At 68.7% G+C, this 17,402-nt stretch carries 19 protein-coding genes and 1 tRNA gene; 12 read left to right on the top strand and 8 right to left on the bottom strand.

Going from position 1 to position 17,402, the window contains the following annotated elements:
* Positions 1 to 21 precede the first annotated feature (21 nt).
* From ACLHG5_RS13430 to ACLHG5_RS13440, 3 genes are read left to right on the top strand one after another with little or no spacing between them, the layout of a single operon-like run.
* Complete coding sequence (locus ACLHG5_RS13430; RefSeq protein WP_411319115.1) at positions 22 to 468, top strand: MaoC family dehydratase N-terminal domain-containing protein; 447 nt, start codon at positions 22 to 24, stop codon at positions 466 to 468.
* A complete protein-coding gene (locus tag ACLHG5_RS13435; protein ID WP_411316416.1) occupies positions 465 to 896 on the top strand; it encodes a MaoC/PaaZ C-terminal domain-containing protein in 432 nt (143 codons plus the stop codon). Before ACLHG5_RS13430 ends, ACLHG5_RS13435 begins: the two co-directional genes overlap by 4 nt.
* On the top strand, positions 893 to 1,954 hold the full coding sequence (locus tag ACLHG5_RS13440) for a UDP-N-acetylmuramate dehydrogenase (protein WP_411319116.1): 1,062 nt from the start codon (positions 893 to 895) through the stop codon (positions 1,952 to 1,954). Before ACLHG5_RS13435 ends, ACLHG5_RS13440 begins: the two co-directional genes overlap by 4 nt.
* A gap of 95 nt (positions 1,955 to 2,049) precedes the next feature.
* Here ACLHG5_RS13440 and ACLHG5_RS13445 read toward each other — a convergent pair whose 3' ends face one another.
* From ACLHG5_RS13445 to ACLHG5_RS13470, 6 genes are all read right to left on the bottom strand, one after another.
* Positions 2,050 to 2,868: an ABC transporter permease gene (locus ACLHG5_RS13445; RefSeq protein WP_411319117.1), complete on the bottom strand. Its 819-nt coding sequence runs from the start codon at positions 2,866 to 2,868 to the stop codon at positions 2,050 to 2,052.
* A complete protein-coding gene (locus ACLHG5_RS13450) occupies positions 2,865 to 3,767 on the bottom strand; it encodes an ABC transporter ATP-binding protein (protein ID WP_411316412.1) in 903 nt (300 codons plus the stop codon). The genes ACLHG5_RS13445 and ACLHG5_RS13450 overlap by 4 nt, the downstream gene beginning before the upstream one ends.
* Before the next feature lie 117 nt (positions 3,768 to 3,884).
* Entirely contained in the window at positions 3,885 to 5,312 is a 1,428-nt protein-coding gene (gene xylB, locus ACLHG5_RS13455) for a xylulokinase (RefSeq protein WP_411319118.1), read from the bottom strand.
* Positions 5,313 to 5,393: 81 nt separating this feature from the next.
* Complete coding sequence (locus tag ACLHG5_RS13460) at positions 5,394 to 6,239, bottom strand: ABC transporter permease (RefSeq protein WP_411316410.1); 846 nt, start codon at positions 6,237 to 6,239, stop codon at positions 5,394 to 5,396.
* Positions 6,236 to 7,087 carry an ABC transporter ATP-binding protein gene (locus ACLHG5_RS13465; protein WP_411319119.1) on the bottom strand — a complete coding sequence of 284 codons (852 nt, stop codon included), beginning with the start codon at positions 7,085 to 7,087 and terminating at the stop codon, positions 6,236 to 6,238. Before ACLHG5_RS13465 ends, ACLHG5_RS13460 begins: the two co-directional genes overlap by 4 nt.
* 66 nt (positions 7,088 to 7,153) lie before the next feature.
* Entirely contained in the window at positions 7,154 to 8,383 is a 1,230-nt protein-coding gene (locus ACLHG5_RS13470) for a pyridoxal phosphate-dependent aminotransferase (protein ID WP_411319120.1), read from the bottom strand.
* Positions 8,384 to 8,565: 182 nt separating this feature from the next.
* On the opposite strand from ACLHG5_RS13470, the gene ACLHG5_RS13475 reads away from it, so the two are divergent.
* The 7 genes from ACLHG5_RS13475 (at position 8,566) to ACLHG5_RS13505 (ending at position 13,346) form a co-directional block, all read left to right on the top strand.
* Positions 8,566 to 8,638, top strand: a tRNA-Trp gene (locus tag ACLHG5_RS13475).
* 84 nt (positions 8,639 to 8,722) lie between these two features.
* Positions 8,723 to 8,995 carry a preprotein translocase subunit SecE gene (secE, locus tag ACLHG5_RS13480; protein ID WP_411316406.1) on the top strand — a complete coding sequence of 91 codons (273 nt, stop codon included), beginning with the start codon at positions 8,723 to 8,725 and terminating at the stop codon, positions 8,993 to 8,995.
* Between the two features lie 126 nt (positions 8,996 to 9,121).
* Positions 9,122 to 10,180: a transcription termination/antitermination protein NusG gene (gene nusG, locus ACLHG5_RS13485; protein ID WP_411319121.1), complete on the top strand. Its 1,059-nt coding sequence runs from the start codon at positions 9,122 to 9,124 to the stop codon at positions 10,178 to 10,180.
* Positions 10,181 to 10,391: 211 nt separating this feature from the next.
* On the top strand, positions 10,392 to 10,823 hold the full coding sequence (rplK, locus tag ACLHG5_RS13490; RefSeq protein ID WP_411316404.1) for a 50S ribosomal protein L11: 432 nt from the start codon (positions 10,392 to 10,394) through the stop codon (positions 10,821 to 10,823).
* Positions 10,823 to 11,512, top strand: a complete 690-nt coding sequence (rplA, locus tag ACLHG5_RS13495) for a 50S ribosomal protein L1 (RefSeq protein WP_411316403.1) — start codon at positions 10,823 to 10,825, stop codon at positions 11,510 to 11,512. The genes rplK and rplA overlap by 1 nt, the downstream gene beginning before the upstream one ends.
* Before the next feature lie 101 nt (positions 11,513 to 11,613).
* The gene (locus ACLHG5_RS13500; protein WP_411316402.1) at positions 11,614 to 12,156 is read left to right on the top strand and encodes a GNAT family N-acetyltransferase; all 543 of its coding nucleotides are present in this window, start codon (positions 11,614 to 11,616) and stop codon (positions 12,154 to 12,156) included.
* A 29-nt stretch (positions 12,157 to 12,185) separates the two neighbouring features.
* Positions 12,186 to 13,346: an SDR family oxidoreductase gene (locus ACLHG5_RS13505; RefSeq protein ID WP_411316401.1), complete on the top strand. Its 1,161-nt coding sequence runs from the start codon at positions 12,186 to 12,188 to the stop codon at positions 13,344 to 13,346.
* Between the two features lie 11 nt (positions 13,347 to 13,357).
* Here ACLHG5_RS13505 and ACLHG5_RS13510 read toward each other — a convergent pair whose 3' ends face one another.
* Together ACLHG5_RS13510 and ACLHG5_RS13515 are read right to left on the bottom strand one after the other, a co-directional pair.
* Positions 13,358 to 14,314: an NADP-dependent oxidoreductase gene (locus ACLHG5_RS13510; RefSeq protein WP_411319160.1), complete on the bottom strand. Its 957-nt coding sequence runs from the start codon at positions 14,312 to 14,314 to the stop codon at positions 13,358 to 13,360.
* A gap of 96 nt (positions 14,315 to 14,410) precedes the next feature.
* Positions 14,411 to 15,031 (bottom strand): YqaJ viral recombinase family protein, encoded by a 621-nt coding sequence (locus tag ACLHG5_RS13515; RefSeq protein WP_411319122.1) that lies wholly within the window; start codon positions 15,029 to 15,031, stop codon positions 14,411 to 14,413.
* 155 nt (positions 15,032 to 15,186) lie between these two features.
* On the opposite strand from ACLHG5_RS13515, the gene ACLHG5_RS13520 reads away from it, so the two are divergent.
* Positions 15,187 to 15,927, top strand: coding sequence for a response regulator transcription factor (locus tag ACLHG5_RS13520; RefSeq protein ID WP_411316399.1), 741 nt, complete (start codon positions 15,187 to 15,189; stop codon positions 15,925 to 15,927).
* Positions 15,924 to 17,399 carry a sensor histidine kinase gene (locus ACLHG5_RS13525; RefSeq protein ID WP_411319123.1) on the top strand — a complete coding sequence of 492 codons (1,476 nt, stop codon included), beginning with the start codon at positions 15,924 to 15,926 and terminating at the stop codon, positions 17,397 to 17,399. The genes ACLHG5_RS13520 and ACLHG5_RS13525 overlap by 4 nt, the downstream gene beginning before the upstream one ends.
* Positions 17,400 to 17,402: the final 3 nt, after the last annotated feature.

The raw sequence follows: 17,402 nt of genomic DNA on the forward strand, positions 1-17,402 counted from the left end.
CTGAATCGCTAGTCTTGGTCGGTGCCAGTCAACCCAGACCTCCCGGGCCGTCGGTTCGATCCCGTACCGCCCTACCTCGTCGGCCGTGAGAAAGTGCGCGAGTTCGCTCGTGCCGTGCAGTCGACCAACCCCCTCCACCACGACGTGGGCGCCGCGGTCGCGGCCGGATTCTCGGATGTCGTCGCACCCCCGACCTTCGCGGTCGTCGTGCAGGAGGCGACCCTCGCCCAACTGCTCGCCGAACCCGATGCGGGAATCGACTTCAGCATGGTCGTGCACGGGGAACAGCGCTTCCGTTACTCGCGGCCCATCGTCGCGGGAGACAAGCTGACCGCGACCCTCACGGTCGCGAGCGTCAAGACTCTCGGTGGCAACGCCATGGTCACCGCCGAATCATCCGTCGTCGACGCGGCGGGCGACCACGTCGTCACCGCGACATCCACTCTCGTCGTGCGGGGTGACTCGTGAGCCCCGCACTCGACCTCGCGACCCTCGAGGTCGGTGAGGTCGTCGCCGAGCGGACCGTGGAGCTCACGCGCGACTCGCTCGTTCGCTACGCGGGGGCGTCGGGTGATTTCAACCCCATCCACTATCGCGACGACGTCGCGGCCGAGGTCGGCTTGCCCGGCGTGCTCGCGCACGGGATGCTCACGATGGGCATCGCAGTGCAGCCCGTCGTGGACTGGCTCGGTACCGCGGGGTTCGTGAGCGAATACGGGGTGCGGTTCACGCGACCCGTCGTCGTCGATCCCGGCGAGGGGGCGACGCTCACGATCGTGGCCACCGTCGGAGCCGTGGACGCCGACACCGGGGAAGCGCGCATCGATCTCACGGTGAGATCCGCCGACGCGACGGTTCTCGGCAAAGCCCAGGTGCGCGTGCGGGCGCTTCCGTGACGGAGAGCGCGAACGTCCTCCGCGCGCGCACGACCCTCGAGGTCGGAGGTGAAGCGCGTGAGCTCGTGGTCGCGTCGACTCGCGAGGAGCTTCTCGCGGCGGCGAGCGACCTGACCGTCGATCGCGACGACTGGGTCGTGCTCGGGGGCGGGTCGAACGTCGTCATCTCCGATGACGGCGTCGACGGCACCGTGCTCGTCGTGTCGACGCGCGGCATCACTCGCGTCGCCGATGCCGATGCCGGGAGCGAGGACGCCGGCGAGACGGTTCTCCTCCGGGTCGAAGCGGGTGAGCCGTGGGACGACCTCGTCGCTCACACGGTCGAGCTCGGCCTCGCCGGTCTCGAAGCGCTCTCGGGAATCCCCGGGTCGACGGGGGCGTCGCCCATCCAGAACATCGGGGCGTACGGCGCCGAACTCGCCGACACCCTCGAGTCGGTCGAGTTCGTCGACGCCGAGACGGGTGAGCTCGCTCGGATCCCGGCAGACGAGCTCGGGTTCGGATATCGCACATCGATCTTCAAGGAGGGCCGCCGCGGGGTGATCGTCTCCGTCGACTTCCGCTTGGATGTCGCGGTCGACGGCCTCTCGCGCCCCATCGCCTACCCGCAGCTCGCGTCCGCTCTCGGGGTCGACCTCGGAGCGCGAGTGCCGATCGGCGACGTCCGCTCGGCGGTGCTCGCTCTGCGCGCGTCGAAGGGCATGGTGCTCGACGCGGGAGATCGCGACACCTACAGCGCGGGATCGTTCTTCACCAACCCGATCGTGAGCGAGTCCGCTGCGCGGTCGATGCCCGCCGACGCTCCGCGGTGGCCGGCCGACGAGGGGCGCGTCAAGCTCTCTGCGGCGTGGCTCATCGAGCGCGCGGGCATCCGTCGGGGGTTCGCTCTGCCCGGGTCTCGCGCGGGAGTGTCGACCAAACACACTCTCGCGATCACCAACCGCGGCGGCGCGACCGCGAGCGACATCGCCGAACTCGCGCGCTTCATCGCCGAGCGTGTGCGCAACGAGTTCGGTGTCGAGCTTCGACCCGAGCCGAACTACATCGGGTTCGACTGAAGACTGCTGGCGTGCTGGCGTGCTGGCCTGTTGGCTAGCTGCGCTACCGGGCTGCCCCGCGGTGGCGGGGCCGCTGGTGGTGCGGGGCCGCGTGCCTAGGTGACGTCGCGCTTCCAGCTCACGAAGTAGCCGCCGACGGCCGTGACCGCGGCGTAGGCGACGAGCACGAGCCCGCCCTGCCACCACTCGAGCGACTCGGCGTTACCGCCCGCGATGGTGAAGAAACTCGAGCCGACGAGGGCATCGGATGCCGCGCCCGGGAGGTACTGCCCGACGGTCTCCGTCCAGTCGGCGAACGACGCCGCGAGCCTGAGGACCGGTTCGATGAACTGCGTGAACGCGAGCACGATGACGATCGACGCGACCTGGCTCGGCACGAGGGCGCCGAGACCGACGCCGATGACCGCCCACAGGCCCATCGCGAGGAGGGATCGGGCGATGAGAGCCCACGTGTCGGGGTCGTCGAATGCGGTGTCGATTCCCGCGAGAGACAGCACGCCGCCGCCGATGCCGACCGAGGCGACGAGCGCGACGGCGCCGAGCAGAAGCCCGATGACGAAGAGCGCGATGACCTTCGCGGCGAGCACGTCTCCGCGTCGCGGATTGGTGAGAAAAGTGGGGGTGAGTGTCTGGTGCCGGAACTCGCCCGTGGCGGCGAGGGCGCCGAGAAGCACCGGGAAGACGTAGCCGACCGACGAGGCGAAGCTGTAGATGAGGGGCGCGAGGCCCGTTCCGCCCTCCGCACCTCCGGTGCCGAAGGCATCGGAGGCGCCGTCGACGCTCCCGATGAGAGCACCGAGTCCTGCGGCGAGGGCGGCGATGTAGAGGAAGAGCACGATCGCGAGAATCCACCATCCGCGCGTGCTGAAGATCTTGGCGAATTCTGCGGCGATGGCGCGGGCGAACGAGGTCACAGCGATCCCCCCTCTCCGACGAGTGACAGGAACGAATCTTCGAGCCCCGACTTCTGGCGGTGCAGAACGCTAAGTTCGACACCGGCCGTGAAAGCGAGGTGGCCGATCGCGGCGGGATCGGCCGAGGCGACGAGGAGCCCCGTTCGGCCCGGGGCGAAGGTGAGGCCGTTCGCCGTGAGGGCGGCGCCGAGCGCCTCGCGGTCGGGCGAGTCGACGACCACTTGCGGTGCGACATCCGTGTCGAGGCTCGCGAGGGTTCCGCGATGCACGAGGGTGCCTTTCGCGATGATCACCACCTCGTCGACGCTCTGCTGCACCTCTGAGAGCAAGTGCGAGCTCACGAGCACGGTGCGACCCTCGGCGGCGAGGCTGCTGAGGAACCCGCGAATCCATTTGATGCCCTCGGGGTCGAGACCGTTGATCGGTTCGTCGAGGATGAGAACGCCGGGGTCGCCGAGCAGCGCGAACGCGAGGCCGAGCCGCTGGCGCATGCCGAGGGAGTAGCCCCCGACGCGGCGGTCCGCGTAGTCGAGCAAGCCGACCTTCTCGAGCACGATGCCGACGCGCTCGCGCGGGATGCCCGTGGCGGTCGCGTAGACACCGAGGTGGTTGCGGGCGCTGCGGCCGGGGTGGAAACTCGCGGCCTCGAGGGCGGAACCGACCTTCTCGAGCGGGCGGGAGAGTTCGCGATAGCGCGTTCCGCCGATCGTCGCGGTGCCGCTCGTGGCTGCCACGAGACCGAGCGCGATGCGCAGGGTCGTGGTCTTGCCCGCACCGTTCGGCCCGAGGAACCCGGTGACACGACCCGGTTCGACGGTGAACGAGAGGTCATTGACGGCGTTGACCGACCCGAAGGTCTTGGTCACGTTGGCGAACTCGATCACCGAGCCTTCCGGCATGTGCGGCCCCTTTCGGCTTTCTCCCAGCGTATCGGCATGACACGGATCCTCGCGGGAGGTTCGAGGGCCCGCCCTGTCGTGCGCCCTGTCCCGGGCGCCTCGCCCGAGCGCGACGGTTCAGCGCGCGGTGCTGATTCCCGCCGCGCGCTGAGCGGCGGCGTACTGCTCGCGGATGATCGGTTGCTCGGGCGAGCTCTCGACGTCGGGGTCACCGACGGTCCACTCGGGATACACCCCCGTGAGCGCCCACGCGGCACCGCGCGCGGCGCCGTCGGCGACGTATTCGCTCTCGGGGGGTGTCGTGACATCCACTCCGAAGACCTGGGGGGCGATCGCCCGCACCGCGGCGTTCTTGGCCCCGCCGCCGATGAGCAGCACGCGCCTGACCTCGACGCCCTGGTCGGTGATCGCGGCGAGCCCGTCGGCGAGGCCGCACAGCAACCCCTCGATCATCGCGCGCGCGACGTTCTCCGGGAGGGAGTTCGCGAGGGTGAGGCCCACGAGCGACCCTGTCGCGTCCGGGAGGTTCGGGGTGCGCTCGCCCTCGAGGTAGGGCAAGTGCACGACGCCCGCGCTCCCGGCGGGGGCGGCGAGCGCGAGTCGCGACAGCTCGTCGTTGTCGACCCCGAGGATGCGGGTGGCCGCCGTCATGACGCGCGCGGCGTTGAGCGTCGCGACGAGCGGCAGGAAGCGCCCGGTCGCGTCGGCGAAACCCGCGACGGTGCCGCTCGCGTCGGACACGGGGTCGTCGGTCACGGCGAAAACCGTGCCCGACGTGCCGATCGAGACGACCACGTCGCCCGCACCGGCGCCGAGCCCGAGGGCCGCACCCGCGTTGTCGCCCGCGCCCGCGCCGACGACGATCCCCGCGGGGATGCCCTCGACCGAGCCGTCGGTGGTGCCCGCGGATTCGGCGGGGCCGAGCACCCGCGGGAGGGTCACGGTCTTTCCGAAGGCGTGCTCGAGCAGGTCGGTGCGGTAGTCGTCACTCGCGGGCGACCAGTACGACGTGCCGCTCGCATCCGATCGGTCCGTCGTGAGGGCGCTCAGGTCGGCGCGACCGGGGCCGTAGCCGAGCAGTCGCCACGTGAGGTAGTCGTGGGGGAGGGCGACCGCGACCGTCGCGGCGACCGTCTCGGGCTCGTTGTCGCGCACCCAGCGGAGCTTGGTCGCGGTGAACGACGCGACGGGGACCGCGCCCGTCGCCTCGGCCCACGTCGACGCCCCGAGCTCGGCGACGAGGTCGGCGGCGGAGGAGGCCGATCGCGTGTCGTTCCACAGGAGCGCGTCGCGCACGACGGTGCCGTCGTCGGCGAGGCACACGAGACCGTGCTGCTGGCCGGCGATCGAGACGGCGGCGACATCGTCGAACCCGCCGGCGTCGGCGATCGCGGCGAACATCGCCGTGACCCACACCCCCGGGTCGATCTCGGTACCGTCGAGGTGGCTCGCGCGCCCCTCGCGCACGAGAGCGCCGGTCTCCGAGTCGCGGATCACGACCTTGCAGCTCTGGGTGGACGAGTCGATTCCTGCGACCAATGACATACCGTCTCCTTCGTCGAGTGTCGGCACCATCATATGGTGCCGACCGCAACAAATTGGCTCCCGGGCGTGGAACCGCGCTGCTCAGGAGTCTCGGCGGATCCAGCGGAACGTCACCCTCGCGAGGATGAGACCGATGACGAGCCACAGCGCCGTCGCGATCGCCACACCGGGCAGGTTCCAGCTCTCCCCCTGCTCGAGCACCTCGAGCGTGTCGGGCAGGAACACCGCGCGCATGCCCTGCGCGAGCCACTTGAGTGGAAACACGCTCGCCGTGTTCTGCAACCACTCGGGCAACTGATCGAACGCCAGGTAGACCCCGGAGATGAACTGCAGAACGAGGGTGATCGGGATGATGACGGCCGTCGCACTCTTGCCCGATCGCGGAAAACTGCTCAGCGCGATGCCGAGAATGGCGCACGTGCTGACCCCGAGAAGGAACACCCACGCGAACGTGACCCACCTCTCCGGCTCGGTCGGAAGCTCGACGCCGAACACCGTCGCGGCGACGACGAGCAGGAGGACGGCTTGAGCGAGGCCCGTCACGAGCACCTGCCCGATCTTGCCCATGAAATAGCTCACGACGGGGAGCGGCGAACCCGCGAGGCGCTTGAGGGTGCCGTCGCTCTTCTCCACCGCGATGTCGACAGCGAGATTCTGCAGGCCGCTCAAGAGCACTCCCGCCGCGAGCATCGCGGGCAGATAGAACTCCGCCGCGCCGATCTCACCGCCCGACCCGTCGGGGCCGAACGAGGTCTCGCTGAACGCGACCGAGAAGATCGTGAGGAACACGAGCGGAAAGAGAAAGGTGAAGAACACCGAGTCGCCCTGGCGGAAATACGCGCGCACCTCGTATGACACGCGGCTGAGCCCGAGACGCACGGTGCGGCCCCGAGCGAGTCGGGCGCCCGGTGCCGTCGCGGTGCTCACTCGGCACCCACGAGCCGCAGATAGACGTCTTCGAGACTCGGACGGATGATCTCGATCCCGCGCGGCTCGACCCCGCCCGCCTCGGCGACGAGACGCGCGACCTCGAGAGCAGGCTCGGCGGTGCGGATCTCGTGCACGCGAGAGCCGTCACGCCATCGGACGATCGGGATGCGGGCATCCGCCCCACCCACCTCGTCGACCGTTCCGATGTCGATGAGGGTGCCGCGCGCGATGATCCCGACGCGGTCGCTCAACTGCTCCGCCTCGTCGAGATAGTGGGTGGTGAGCAGGATCGTCGTGCCCTCGCGCTTGAGGGAGTGGATGAGCTCCCAGAAACTCCGCCTCGCCTCGGGGTCGAACCCCGTCGTCGGTTCGTCGAGGAAGAGCAACCGGGGGCGACCGACGATGCCGAGCGCGACATCCACCCTGCGGCGTTGACCGCCCGAGAGGGTGCGGATGAGTCGACCCGCGTGCTCCTCGAGACCGACGCTGTGCAGCACCTCGTCGACGTCTCGCGGGTGGGGGTAGAACGAGGCGAAGTGGCTGAGCTGCTCGCGCACTGTGACCGCACCGCTCTCGCCCGTGCTCTGCAGCACGATTCCGAGTTCGGCCTTCCAGGCCACCCCGCCGTTCTGGGGGTCGACGCCGAGAACCTCGACCTCGCCGCCCGAACGGGAGCGGTATCCCTCGAGGATCTCGATCGTCGTCGATTTTCCGGCACCGTTGGGGCCGAGGAGAGCGAAGGTCTCGCCCGACTCGATGTCGAAACTCACGCCGTCGAGCGCCGTGGACGTGCCGTAGGTCTTGCGGAGGTCTCGCACGCGCACGACAGGGTCACTCGGGGTCATGGCTCCATGCTGACACCAACCGCGCGTGAGTGGCTCGTGCAATCTGGCTGGACGCCGCCGACGCGATCAGGCGAAGAGGCGCTGCAGCCGCTGCACACCCTCGAGGAGGGCGTCGTCGCCGAGTGCGTAGGAGAGGCGCAGGTATCCGCTCGGGCCGAACGCCTCACCGGGAACGACGGCGACCTCCGCGCGCTCGAGGATGAGGTCGGCGAGCTCGAGCGACGTCGTGGGCGTGACACCGCCCCACTCGCGACCGAGCAGCCCCGAGACATCCGGGTACACGTAGAAGGCCCCCTCGGGCATCGGGCACACGACGCCCTCGATCGCGTTGAGTTCGCGCACGATCGTGCGGCGCCGGCGGTCGAAGGCCCGACGCATCTCGTCGACCGCGTCGTGCGGCCCGGTGAGGGCGGCGATCGCGGCGCGCTGCGAGATGTTGGAGACGTTGGACGAGAGGTGCGACTGCAGGTTCGCGGCCGCCTTCGCGGCGTCGACGGGAGCGACCATCCAGCCGAGCCGCCATCCGGTCATCGCGTAGGTCTTCGCGACGCCGTTGACGAGGATGGTCGTGTCGGCGAGGGCGGGAACGGCTTCGACGATCGAGATCGCGCGCGGGGCCTCCGAGCCCGGCTCGGCATCGATCGAGGGGTAGACGAGGTTCTGGTAGATCTCGTCGGCGACGACCCAGACGCCGTGCTCGAGCGCCCACTCGCCGATCGCGCGGGTCTGCTCGGGGGAGTAGACCGCGCCCGTCGGGTTGGAGGGCGAGACGAACAAGAGCACCTTCGTGTTCTCGGTGCGCGCGGCCTCGAGCTGGTCGACCGTGACGAGGTAACCCTGGTCGGCCCCCGCGAAGACCTCGACGGGCACGCCGCCCGCGAGCCGGATCGCCTCGGGGTAGGTGGTCCAATACGGCGCGGGCACGATGACCTCGTCGCCGGGGTCGACGATCGTCGCGAACGCCTGATAGACCGCTTGCTTGCCCCCGTTGGTCACGACGACCTGGCCGGGGTCGACGGCCCAGCCGCTGTCGCGAGCGGTCTTCTCGACGATAGCCGAGCGCAGGTCGGGGAGTCCGGCGGCGGGCGTGTAGCGGTGGTTCTTGGGGTCGATGACGGCGGCCGACGCGGCCTCCACGATGTGCGCGGGGGTCGCGAAGTCCGGCTCGCCCGCGGCGAAACTGATCACAGGACGCCCCGCGGCCTGCAGGGTCTTCGCCTTGGAGTCGACCTTGAGAGTCGCGGACTCGGCGATGGAGGAAATGCGGCGGGAGATGCGCGGAAGCTCAGTAGTCACCGTGCAAGAGTATCGAAGCGGCATCCGCCCCTCGTGAAGCGCGGCGTCGCTCAGCTTTGCACCCCCGCGAACGGTGACCTACACTGGGGCCGGTAGTAGAAATCTGCCATGCTTTTGTGTGCCCTTTTGTGGCCGACATCCGTCGCTCGAATCGCTCAGAACGCGTGGTTATTTCTCTGCGAAGGGCGGTGGCTCAATTGGTAGAGCAGCGGTCTCCAAAACCGCAGGTTGCAGGTTCGAGTCCTGTCCGCCCTGCAGCTCGATTCGCACAGTCCCTGTGCGAAGCAGCACGAGCCGACGGCCCCCCGGGCACGTCGGCCGGTATCGGAAGGTAGAACAGTGGCGAGAAACGTGACCGACGAGCCCAGCGAGGACATCGTCGAAAACGCGAAGAAAGACCGTGCCGGTCGGCGCAGTCCCTTCGCCCGTATCGCGCTGTTCATCCGACAGGTCATCAACGAGCTCAAGAAGGTCGTCACCCCGACCCGCAAGGAGCTCTTCAGCTACACCGGAGTGGTCCTCGCCTTCGTCGTCATCATGATGGCGATCGTGTCGGGTCTCGACTTCGTGTTCGGCCTCGGTGTCGGCTACGTCTTCGGTGACCCCGAGTAATTCGCCGACCGGCTCTCGCAGCCGTACGTCACCGGGCTCGGCTGTGAGCTGATCGCCCCGAACGTGACCGGAACCCTCGCCGCGAGGTGAGCGCCGGAGCAATCTAAGAAACGGAAATGGAATCCAGTGTCTGACACACAACGCGACGATATCGACCTCTCGACTGCCGCCGAGCAGTCCTCGGAGGTGGAAGAGGTTCAGGAGGGCAACACGCTCGACGAGGCCACCTCGTCGATGGAGCCCGCCGAGCACGCGGCCGTTCACGTCGAGTCCGACGGCGACGTCGAGGCAGACCTGACCGCAGCGCTCGACGCCCTCGAGGTCGCATCCGACCCCGAAGCCGACGAGATCGTCGAAGACGCCCTCGACATCGACTCCCCCGATGAGGCGGATGCCTCGGTCGCCGCGACCGACGACGAAGCAGACATCGAGGCCGAGGTCGAATCCGAGGAGGAGCCCGAGGTCGCTCCCTACGACGGCCCCGAGCTCGGTGCCGACAACGAGGCTGACGCTGACGCTCCCGTAGACATCGACGAGGCGCTCGACGCCGAGGCGGCCGACGAGGTCGAGGTCGACCCCTACGACGCGTTCCGCTCGGAGCTGCGCGCCAAGCCGGGCAAGTGGTACGTCATCCACTCCTACGCCGGCTTCGAGAAGCGCGTGAAGCAGAACATCGAGAACCGCAAGGTGTCGATGTCGATGGAGGACTACGTCTACCAGGTCGAGGTGCCGATGGAAGACGTCGTCGAGATCAAGAACGGCCAGCGCAAGCTCGTCAACCGCGTGCGCATCCCCGGATACGTGCTCGTGCGCATGGACCTCAACGAAGACAGCTGGTCTGTCGTGCGCCACACCCCCGGCGTGACCGGGTTCGTCGGCAACTCGCACAACCCGACGCCGCTGCGTTTCGAGGAGGCCTTCTCGATGCTCAAGAGCCTCGTGCAGATCGTCGAAGCCCCGGTCAAGGCCGGCGCCAAGGGCAGCAAGACGACCGCCCGCTCGATTCCGCAAGAGGTCGACTTCGAGGTCGGCGAGACCATCACCATCAAGGAGGGTTCGTTCGCGGGCCTTCCCGGTTCGATCAGCGAGATCAAGCCCGAGAGCGGCAAGCTCACCGTGCTCGTCTCCCTCTTCGAGCGCGAGACCCCCGTCGAGCTCAGCTTCGACCAGGTCACCAAGCTCTAGGTTCCACCATGCGAGAGGGCCCCGTCGGCATCGTCCGGCGGGGCCCTTCGTGCGATCGCCACTCGCCAACGCGCACAATGTGGCGTAAAGTAGGGAAGTTGCTCGCGGCAGTTCTCTGCTGCAATCACCGCATCCGGGCCCTGTTCGCCGAACAGTCCCCGTCCGGATGACGGGAGCGTTCTCTCGAGAACACGACAGAAAAGGAAGAAACATGGCACCGAAGAAGAAGGTGACGGGTCTGATCAAGCTTCAGATCCAAGCCGGCGCCGCCAACCCCGCACCGCCCATCGGGCCGGCGCTCGGACAGCACGGCGTCAACATCATGGAGTTCTGCAAGGCGTACAACGCGGCCACCGAGGCTCAGCGCGGCAACGTCATCCCCGTGGAGATCACCGTCTACGAGGACCGCTCGTTCACGTTCGTGCTCAAGACCCCGCCCGCCGCAGAGCTCATCAAGAAGGCCGCCGGCGTCGCGAAGGGTTCGGGAACCCCCCACACCGTCAAGGTCGCGAAGCTCACGCAAGAGCAGGTGCGCCAGATCGCCGAGACCAAGATGAGCGACCTCAACGCGAACGACATCGAGGCCGCATCCAAGATCATCGCGGGCACCGCTCGCTCCATGGGAATCACGGTGGACGCATAATGGCTACGAAATCCAAGGCATACCGCGAAGCGGCCGAGAAGCTCGAAGAGGGTCGTTTCTACACTCCCTCCGAGGCTGTCGCCGTCGCGCGCGAGACTGGCTCCAAGAAGTTCAACTCGACCGTCGAGGTCGCGCTCAAGCTCGGTGTCGACCCCCGCAAGGCAGACCAGATGGTGCGTGGCACCGTCAACCTGCCCCACGGAACCGGTAAGACCGCCCGTGTCATCGTCTTCGCCACGGGACCGGCTGCCGAAGCCGCTCTCGCCGCGGGCGCCGACGAGGTCGGTGGAGACGAGCTCATCGAGAAGGTCGCCGGCGGTTACACGTCGTTCGACTCCGCCGTCTCGACCCCCGAGCTCATGGGCAAGGTCGGTCGTCTCGGAAAGGTCCTCGGACCCCGCGGCCTCATGCCGAACCCGAAGACCGGCACCGTGACCCCCGACCCGGCCAAGGCCGTGACGGAGATCAAGGGCGGAAAGATCGAGTTCCGCGTCGACAAGCACAGCAACGTGCACTTCATCGTCGGCAAGTCCGGTTTCGACCAGACCCAGCTCGAAGAGAACATCAAGGCCGCGCTCGACGAGATCTCGCGGGCCAAGCCCTCGAGCTCAAAGGGTCGCTACATCCAGAAGGGCACGGTGTCGACCACGTTCGGCCCCGGCATCCCGCTCGATGTGAACGGTCTGTAAGCAGCAGCAGCAGCAGCAGCACCAGCACCAGCACCACCAGCAGCAAGGGAGAGGCCCGCTTCGGCGGGCCTCTCCTGTTTTGCGAAACCGAGAGGAGCACCGTGATCGAGATCCGAGAGGCGACGATGGCGGATGCCGCGGTCTTGCACGAACTCGCCGCCGCGACCTTTCCGCTCGCGTGCCCGCCCGAGTCGACCCCCGAAGACATCGCCGCGTTCATCCGCGACACCCTCTCGGAGGAGCGGATGCGCGACTACGTCGCCGACCTCGCGCGAACCGTGCTCCTCGCGATCGACGGGCCCCGGGCGGTCGGCTGGGCGATGACGGTCGAGGGGGAGCCGACCGACGCCGACGTGCGGCGCGCGGTCGTGCCGCGGCCCGCGGTCGAGCTCAGCAAGCTCTATGTGCGCCCCGACCTCCACGGCGCGGGACTCGCGCGCAGACTCGTGGACGCCTCACTCGACGACGCGCGGTCGCGGGGGGCCGCCGTCGTGTGGCTCGGCGTGAACCAGCAGAACGGCAGAGCCAACGCGTTCTACGCGAAGAGCCAGTTCGAGAGGGTCGGCACGAAGCACTTCGTCGTCGGCGCACGACTCGAAGACGACTACGTGCGGGCGCGGGTTCTCGAGGCCCCCGGGGAATAGCGGGGCACCGAGCGAGGTTCGGGGCAGGGATGACTTCTTCCACTGCAGCCCAGCCCGCACAGCCTGCCCAGCCGACACCGTCCGCCCAGCCGACCGCGGCCTCGCCCGTGCCGTCGCGCACCGCGCTCGTCGTGGGGGCGAGCGGCATCAGCGGTTCTGCGCTCACCGACCAGCTCCTCGCCGACGGATGGAGCGTGCTCGCGCTCTCCCGCCGACCCGGCGTCGCCCGGCACGGCGTGCGATGGATCTCCGCCGACCTTCAGTCGCCCGCCGACCTCGAGCGAGCCCTCGAGGGCGAGCGGCCGACACACGTGTTCTTCACGGCGTGGCAGCGGCGCGCGACCGAGCAGGAGAACATCGACGTCAACAGCGCGATGGTGCGCAACCTCCTCGGTGTGCTCACAACGGCTCCGCTCGAGCACGTCGCGCTCGTCACCGGACTCAAGCACTACCTCGGCCCGTTCGAGTCGTACGGCGAAGGGGACATGCCCGACACCCCGTTCCGTGAAGACGCCCCGCGGCTCGACGTGCCCAACTTCTACTACGCGCAAGAAGACGAGATCTACGCGGCGGCGAAGACCCAGGGCTTCACGTGGTCGATCCACCGATCGCACACCGTGCTCGGTCACGCCGTCGGCAACCTCATGAACATGGGGCTGACCCTCTCGGTCTACGCCTCACTGTGCCGCGCCCTCGACGCGCCGTTCGTCTTCCCCGGGAGCGAAGCGCAGTGGAACGGCCTCACCGATGTCACCGACTCCACGATCCTCGCCGACCAGATGGTGTGGGCCGCGACGCACGAGAACGGTGCGAACGAGGCGTTCAACGTCGTCAACGGCGACATCTTCCGGTGGCGCACCATGTGGCCGACACTCGCCGCACACTTCGGTGTGGAGCCGGTCGGGCCGAACGCCACGCCGCAACCCCTCGAGGAGCAGATGGCGGGGGTCGATGCCGCGTGGGAGCGACTCGCGATCGAGCACGACCTCGTCGAGCGTGACGTGACGAAACTCGCCTCGTGGTGGCACACCGACGCGGATCTCGGGCGCACGATGGAGGTCGTGACCGACATCTCCAAGAGCAGGCTCGCGGGGTTCACGACTCACCATCGCACGGCCGATTCGTTCGCCGGGCTCATCCAGCGCTACCGCGACGAGAGGCTCATCCCGGGCTACGCGCCCCCGGCTTAGAGCCGGGCGCGTCAGCTCTCGCTGACCCTCAGCACGATCTTGCCCCGGGTGTGGCCCTCGTCGATCGCGGTGTGCGCCTTCGCGGCGTCGCACAGGTCGAATACCGAGTCGACGGTCACGCGCACGTCGCCCGAATCGATGAGTCGCGCGATCACGCTGAGGGTCGAGGCATCGGGAGCGACCTTGTATGTCGTGGCGCGCACCCCCGCGGCCGCGGCATCCTCGGCGAACGTCGGCCAGCTGCCGGTCGGACCGTTGACGATGAGGCCGTCTGGTCGAAGCACGCCGAGCGAGCGGGTTCCGGTGTCGTCGTGCACGTTGCCGATGAGATCGATGACGGCGTCCATCGTGCCGACGACATCTTCGAACCTCACGGCGGAGTAGTCGACCGCCTCGGCGGCACCGAGCGAGCGCAGAAAGTCGAGGCTCGACGCCGAGCCCGTCGCGGTCACCCTCGCGCCGAAGTAGCTCGCGAGCTGCACCGCGAAGTGCCCGACGCCACCGGCACCGGCGTGCACGAGTATCCGCTGGCCCTCGTGGGCTTTCGCCACGTCGACGACGAGGCCCCACGCGGTGAGTGCCGCGAGCGGGATGCCCGCGGCCTCGACGTGCGAGATCGTGCGCGGTTTGCGCGCGACGCTGAGGGTCGACACGGCCACGAACTCGGCGTAGCTCCCACCCGACCGCGGCACCGACGTCATGCCGAACACCTCGGTGCCGGGTTGGAGGGGGTGAGCCTCGTACGGGGCTTCGACCACGACCCCGCTGAAGTCGTAGCCGAGCACGGCGGGCCACGCGGTGATGGCGCTCGACACCCCGCGCCCCGACCGCGTCTTCGAGTCGATCGGGTTGACCCCCGCAGCGACGACCCTCACGAGAACCTCGGAGTTGACGCGCACGGGGCGCTCGAGTTCGGTCTCGACGAGCACGTCGGGTGCGCCCGTGGTGTCGATCGTCATGGCTCGCATCGTCGTCATGGCTGTGGCCTCCCCGCCCCTGTGCAGACAGTCAATCCCGCGCATGAGTCGACGGTGTTTCGAGGGTGTCTCTCTGAGGAAAAAGGTCTAGGCCCGACTCATGAGCTCGAGCACACGGTCGGCGAGACCGATGAGCACGTGGATCTCGTTGTCGTCGCGGTCGACCCAGCGGCACTGCGGTTCGGCGTGCAGGGGAACGAAGTCGGCGTGCTGCTCCCACACCACGAGCGTGCGCTCGGCGCCGAGCACGTACTGCTGCCACCAGACCTGCCGGAGATAGGACCGCGGGATGCTGCGCCACACCGACATCGTGGTCTTGATCTCGCACAGCTCGAGCGCCGTTCCCTTCGACCGGATCCCGTCGGGGGTCGCGAGGTGGGTGCGGTTGCCCTCGGCGTGGAAGAGGGCCGTGCTCGGTTCCATGCCGTAGACCCCGCGAGCCCAGCGCGCGATCTCGGGCTCGCGAACCCGACCGTGATCGGTGTAGGCGTTGCCGCCGAACCGCGACCCGACGATCTTCTCGAGGGCGACGGCATCCGCGGCCTTCGTGCTCGACAGGCGGGCGACATCTGTGGCGGTCACGCCCATCGCGCGCGCTTTGAGCCACGCGAACCTGTTGGTGGAGTCGGCGACGATGCGGTCGAGGTGCCTGCGCGGGGTCGGCTCAGGCTCATCCCACAGGGAGAGCATGGGCTGCACGAAGGTCACGACACCATTGTCGTCGATAGCGCCGTCAAACCGCCCGGGCGCGCGCGAGCGAGCCGAGCCCGCGCGCGTCGGTCGGCGAACGGCGTTCGAGCCGCACACGGCTGGTTCATCGGCGCCACAGGGCGGATCCATAGAAAACTGGCGAGAATCGGAGCATGGCCAATCCTTCGAGCGCGTCGCAGCCCACCATCGCCCACGCCGACGGGAGCCCCGTGCGCGCCCTCGTGGTCGACGACGAGGCGGCCCTCGGCGACCTCCTGCAGATGGCGCTGCGCTACGAGGGGTGGGAGGTGGAGACGGCGGACAACGGGCACACCGCCCTCACGATCGCCCGCAGCTTCGAACCCGACGTCGTCGTGCTCGACATCATGATGCCCGGAATCGACGGGCTCGAAGTGCTCAAGCGATTGCGCGCTGGCGGGCGCGACGTTCCCGTGCTCTTCCTCACCGCGAAAGACTCCGTCGACGACAGGGTCGTCGGGCTCACGGCGGGCGGAGACGACTACGTGACCAAACCGTTCAGTCTCGAGGAGGTCGTGGCGCGGTTGCGCGGGCTCATCCGGCGCAGTTCGACGGTGCTGCAGGCATCCGTCGATCCCGTGCTGCGCGTGGGCGACCTGAGCCTCGACGAGGAGAGCTACGAGGTGCACCGGGCGGGAACCCGCATCGAGCTCACCGCGACCGAGTTCGAGCTGCTGCGCTACCTCATGCGCAACCCGCGCAGGGTCCTCAGCCGGGCTCAGATTCTCGACCGGGTCTGGAGCTACGACTTCGGCGGCAAATCGAGCATCGTCGAGCTCTACATCTCCTACCTGCGCAAGAAGATCGACAGCGTCGGAGAACCGCTCATCCACACGGTGCGAGGGTTCGGATACACGATCAAGCCCGCGTCGTGAGTGCCGGGGGGCGCCGCCCGTGGTCGCTGCAGGTGCGGCTCGTCGCGGGCATCGTCGCGTTGCTCGCACTCGTCGCGGTGATCATCGGGAGCGTGAGTACCGCGGCCCTCGGTCGTGCGCTCACCGCGAGACTCGACGAACAGGTCGTCGCGGCCTTCACCTCGATCGCCGGCCCCAACACGCCCGGCTATCCGGCGAGCGGATACCGTCCGTCACCCGACGACGCGTTGCGTCAGGGTGCCCTCGTCGTGTTCGTGAGCGGCGGCGACGTGACGACCGCGGCCTACCTCTCGGCCGAGGGAGCAGTGGCGCTCGATGCCGACCAGCAGAAGCGTGTGCTCGGCCTCGAGGTCGACGAGCGCCCGACGGATGTCGCGGTCGGCGGCGAACTCGGCGACTACCGCGTCGTCGCGCAGACCCGCGGCGACGACAGGCTCCTCGTGGGACTGCCCCTCGCCGAAGTGCACGCGACGACCAACCAGTTGCTCGTGATCATCGCGATCGTCACGGCCGTCGCCCTCGTCGCGACCGCGGGGGTCGGCACCCTCGTCGTGCGACTCGCACTGCGACCGCTCGGCCGCGTCGTCTCGACGGCGACGCGCGTCTCCGAGCTCCCCCTCGATCGTGGCGAAGTGACCCTCGCCGACCGGGTTCCCGAAGTCGACACCGACGAGCGCACCGAAGTCGGCAAGGTGGGGGCCGCCCTCAACAGGCTGCTCGGCCACGTCGCGTCGGCGCTCACGGCTCGCGAATCGAGCGAGCGGAAGGTGCGTCAGTTCGTCGCCGATGCGAGCCACGAACTGCGCACGCCGCTCGCATCCATCCGGGGCTACGCCGAACTCACGCGTCGCAGCGGACACGACCTGCCCGACGACGTCGTGCGCTCGATGGCGCGAGTCGAGTCCGAGGCGAAACGTATGACGAGCCTCGTCGAAGACCTGCTGCTGCTCGCTCGACTCGACGAGGGTACGGAGCTCGACCGTCGAGCCGTCGACCTCTCGCGCATCGTCGTCGACAGTGCGAGCGACGCGCACGCCGCCGCCCCCGACCACCGGTTCCAGGTCGACGTCCCCGAAGAACCCGTCGAAGTGCACGGCGACGATTCGCGATTGCGGCAAGTCGTCGGCAACATCCTCGCCAATGCGAGAGTGCACACACCGCCGGGCACTCTCGTGACCCTCGAGCTCTCCGAGAGCGACGGCGAGGCGATCCTCGCGATCACCGACGACGGCCCGGGCATCCCCGCCGAGGTCGCGCCCGTGCTCTTCGAGCGATTCGCCCGCGGGGATGTCTCGCGGTCTCGGGTGGCCGGCAGCACGGGTCTCGGGCTCGCGATCGTCTCGGCGATCGTCGCGGGCCACGAGGGCGAGGTCGGCGTCGAGAGCGCACCGGGCGCGACGAGGTTCGTCGTGCGCCTTCCCCTCGCGCGACCGGTCGCCGCCACGGCACCCGGCTCGGCCGCCGAAGTGTGAGAC

It is taken from the genome of Marisediminicola sp. LYQ85, from assembly GCF_046600695.1.
Classification (GTDB): domain Bacteria; phylum Actinomycetota; class Actinomycetes; order Actinomycetales; family Microbacteriaceae; genus Marisediminicola.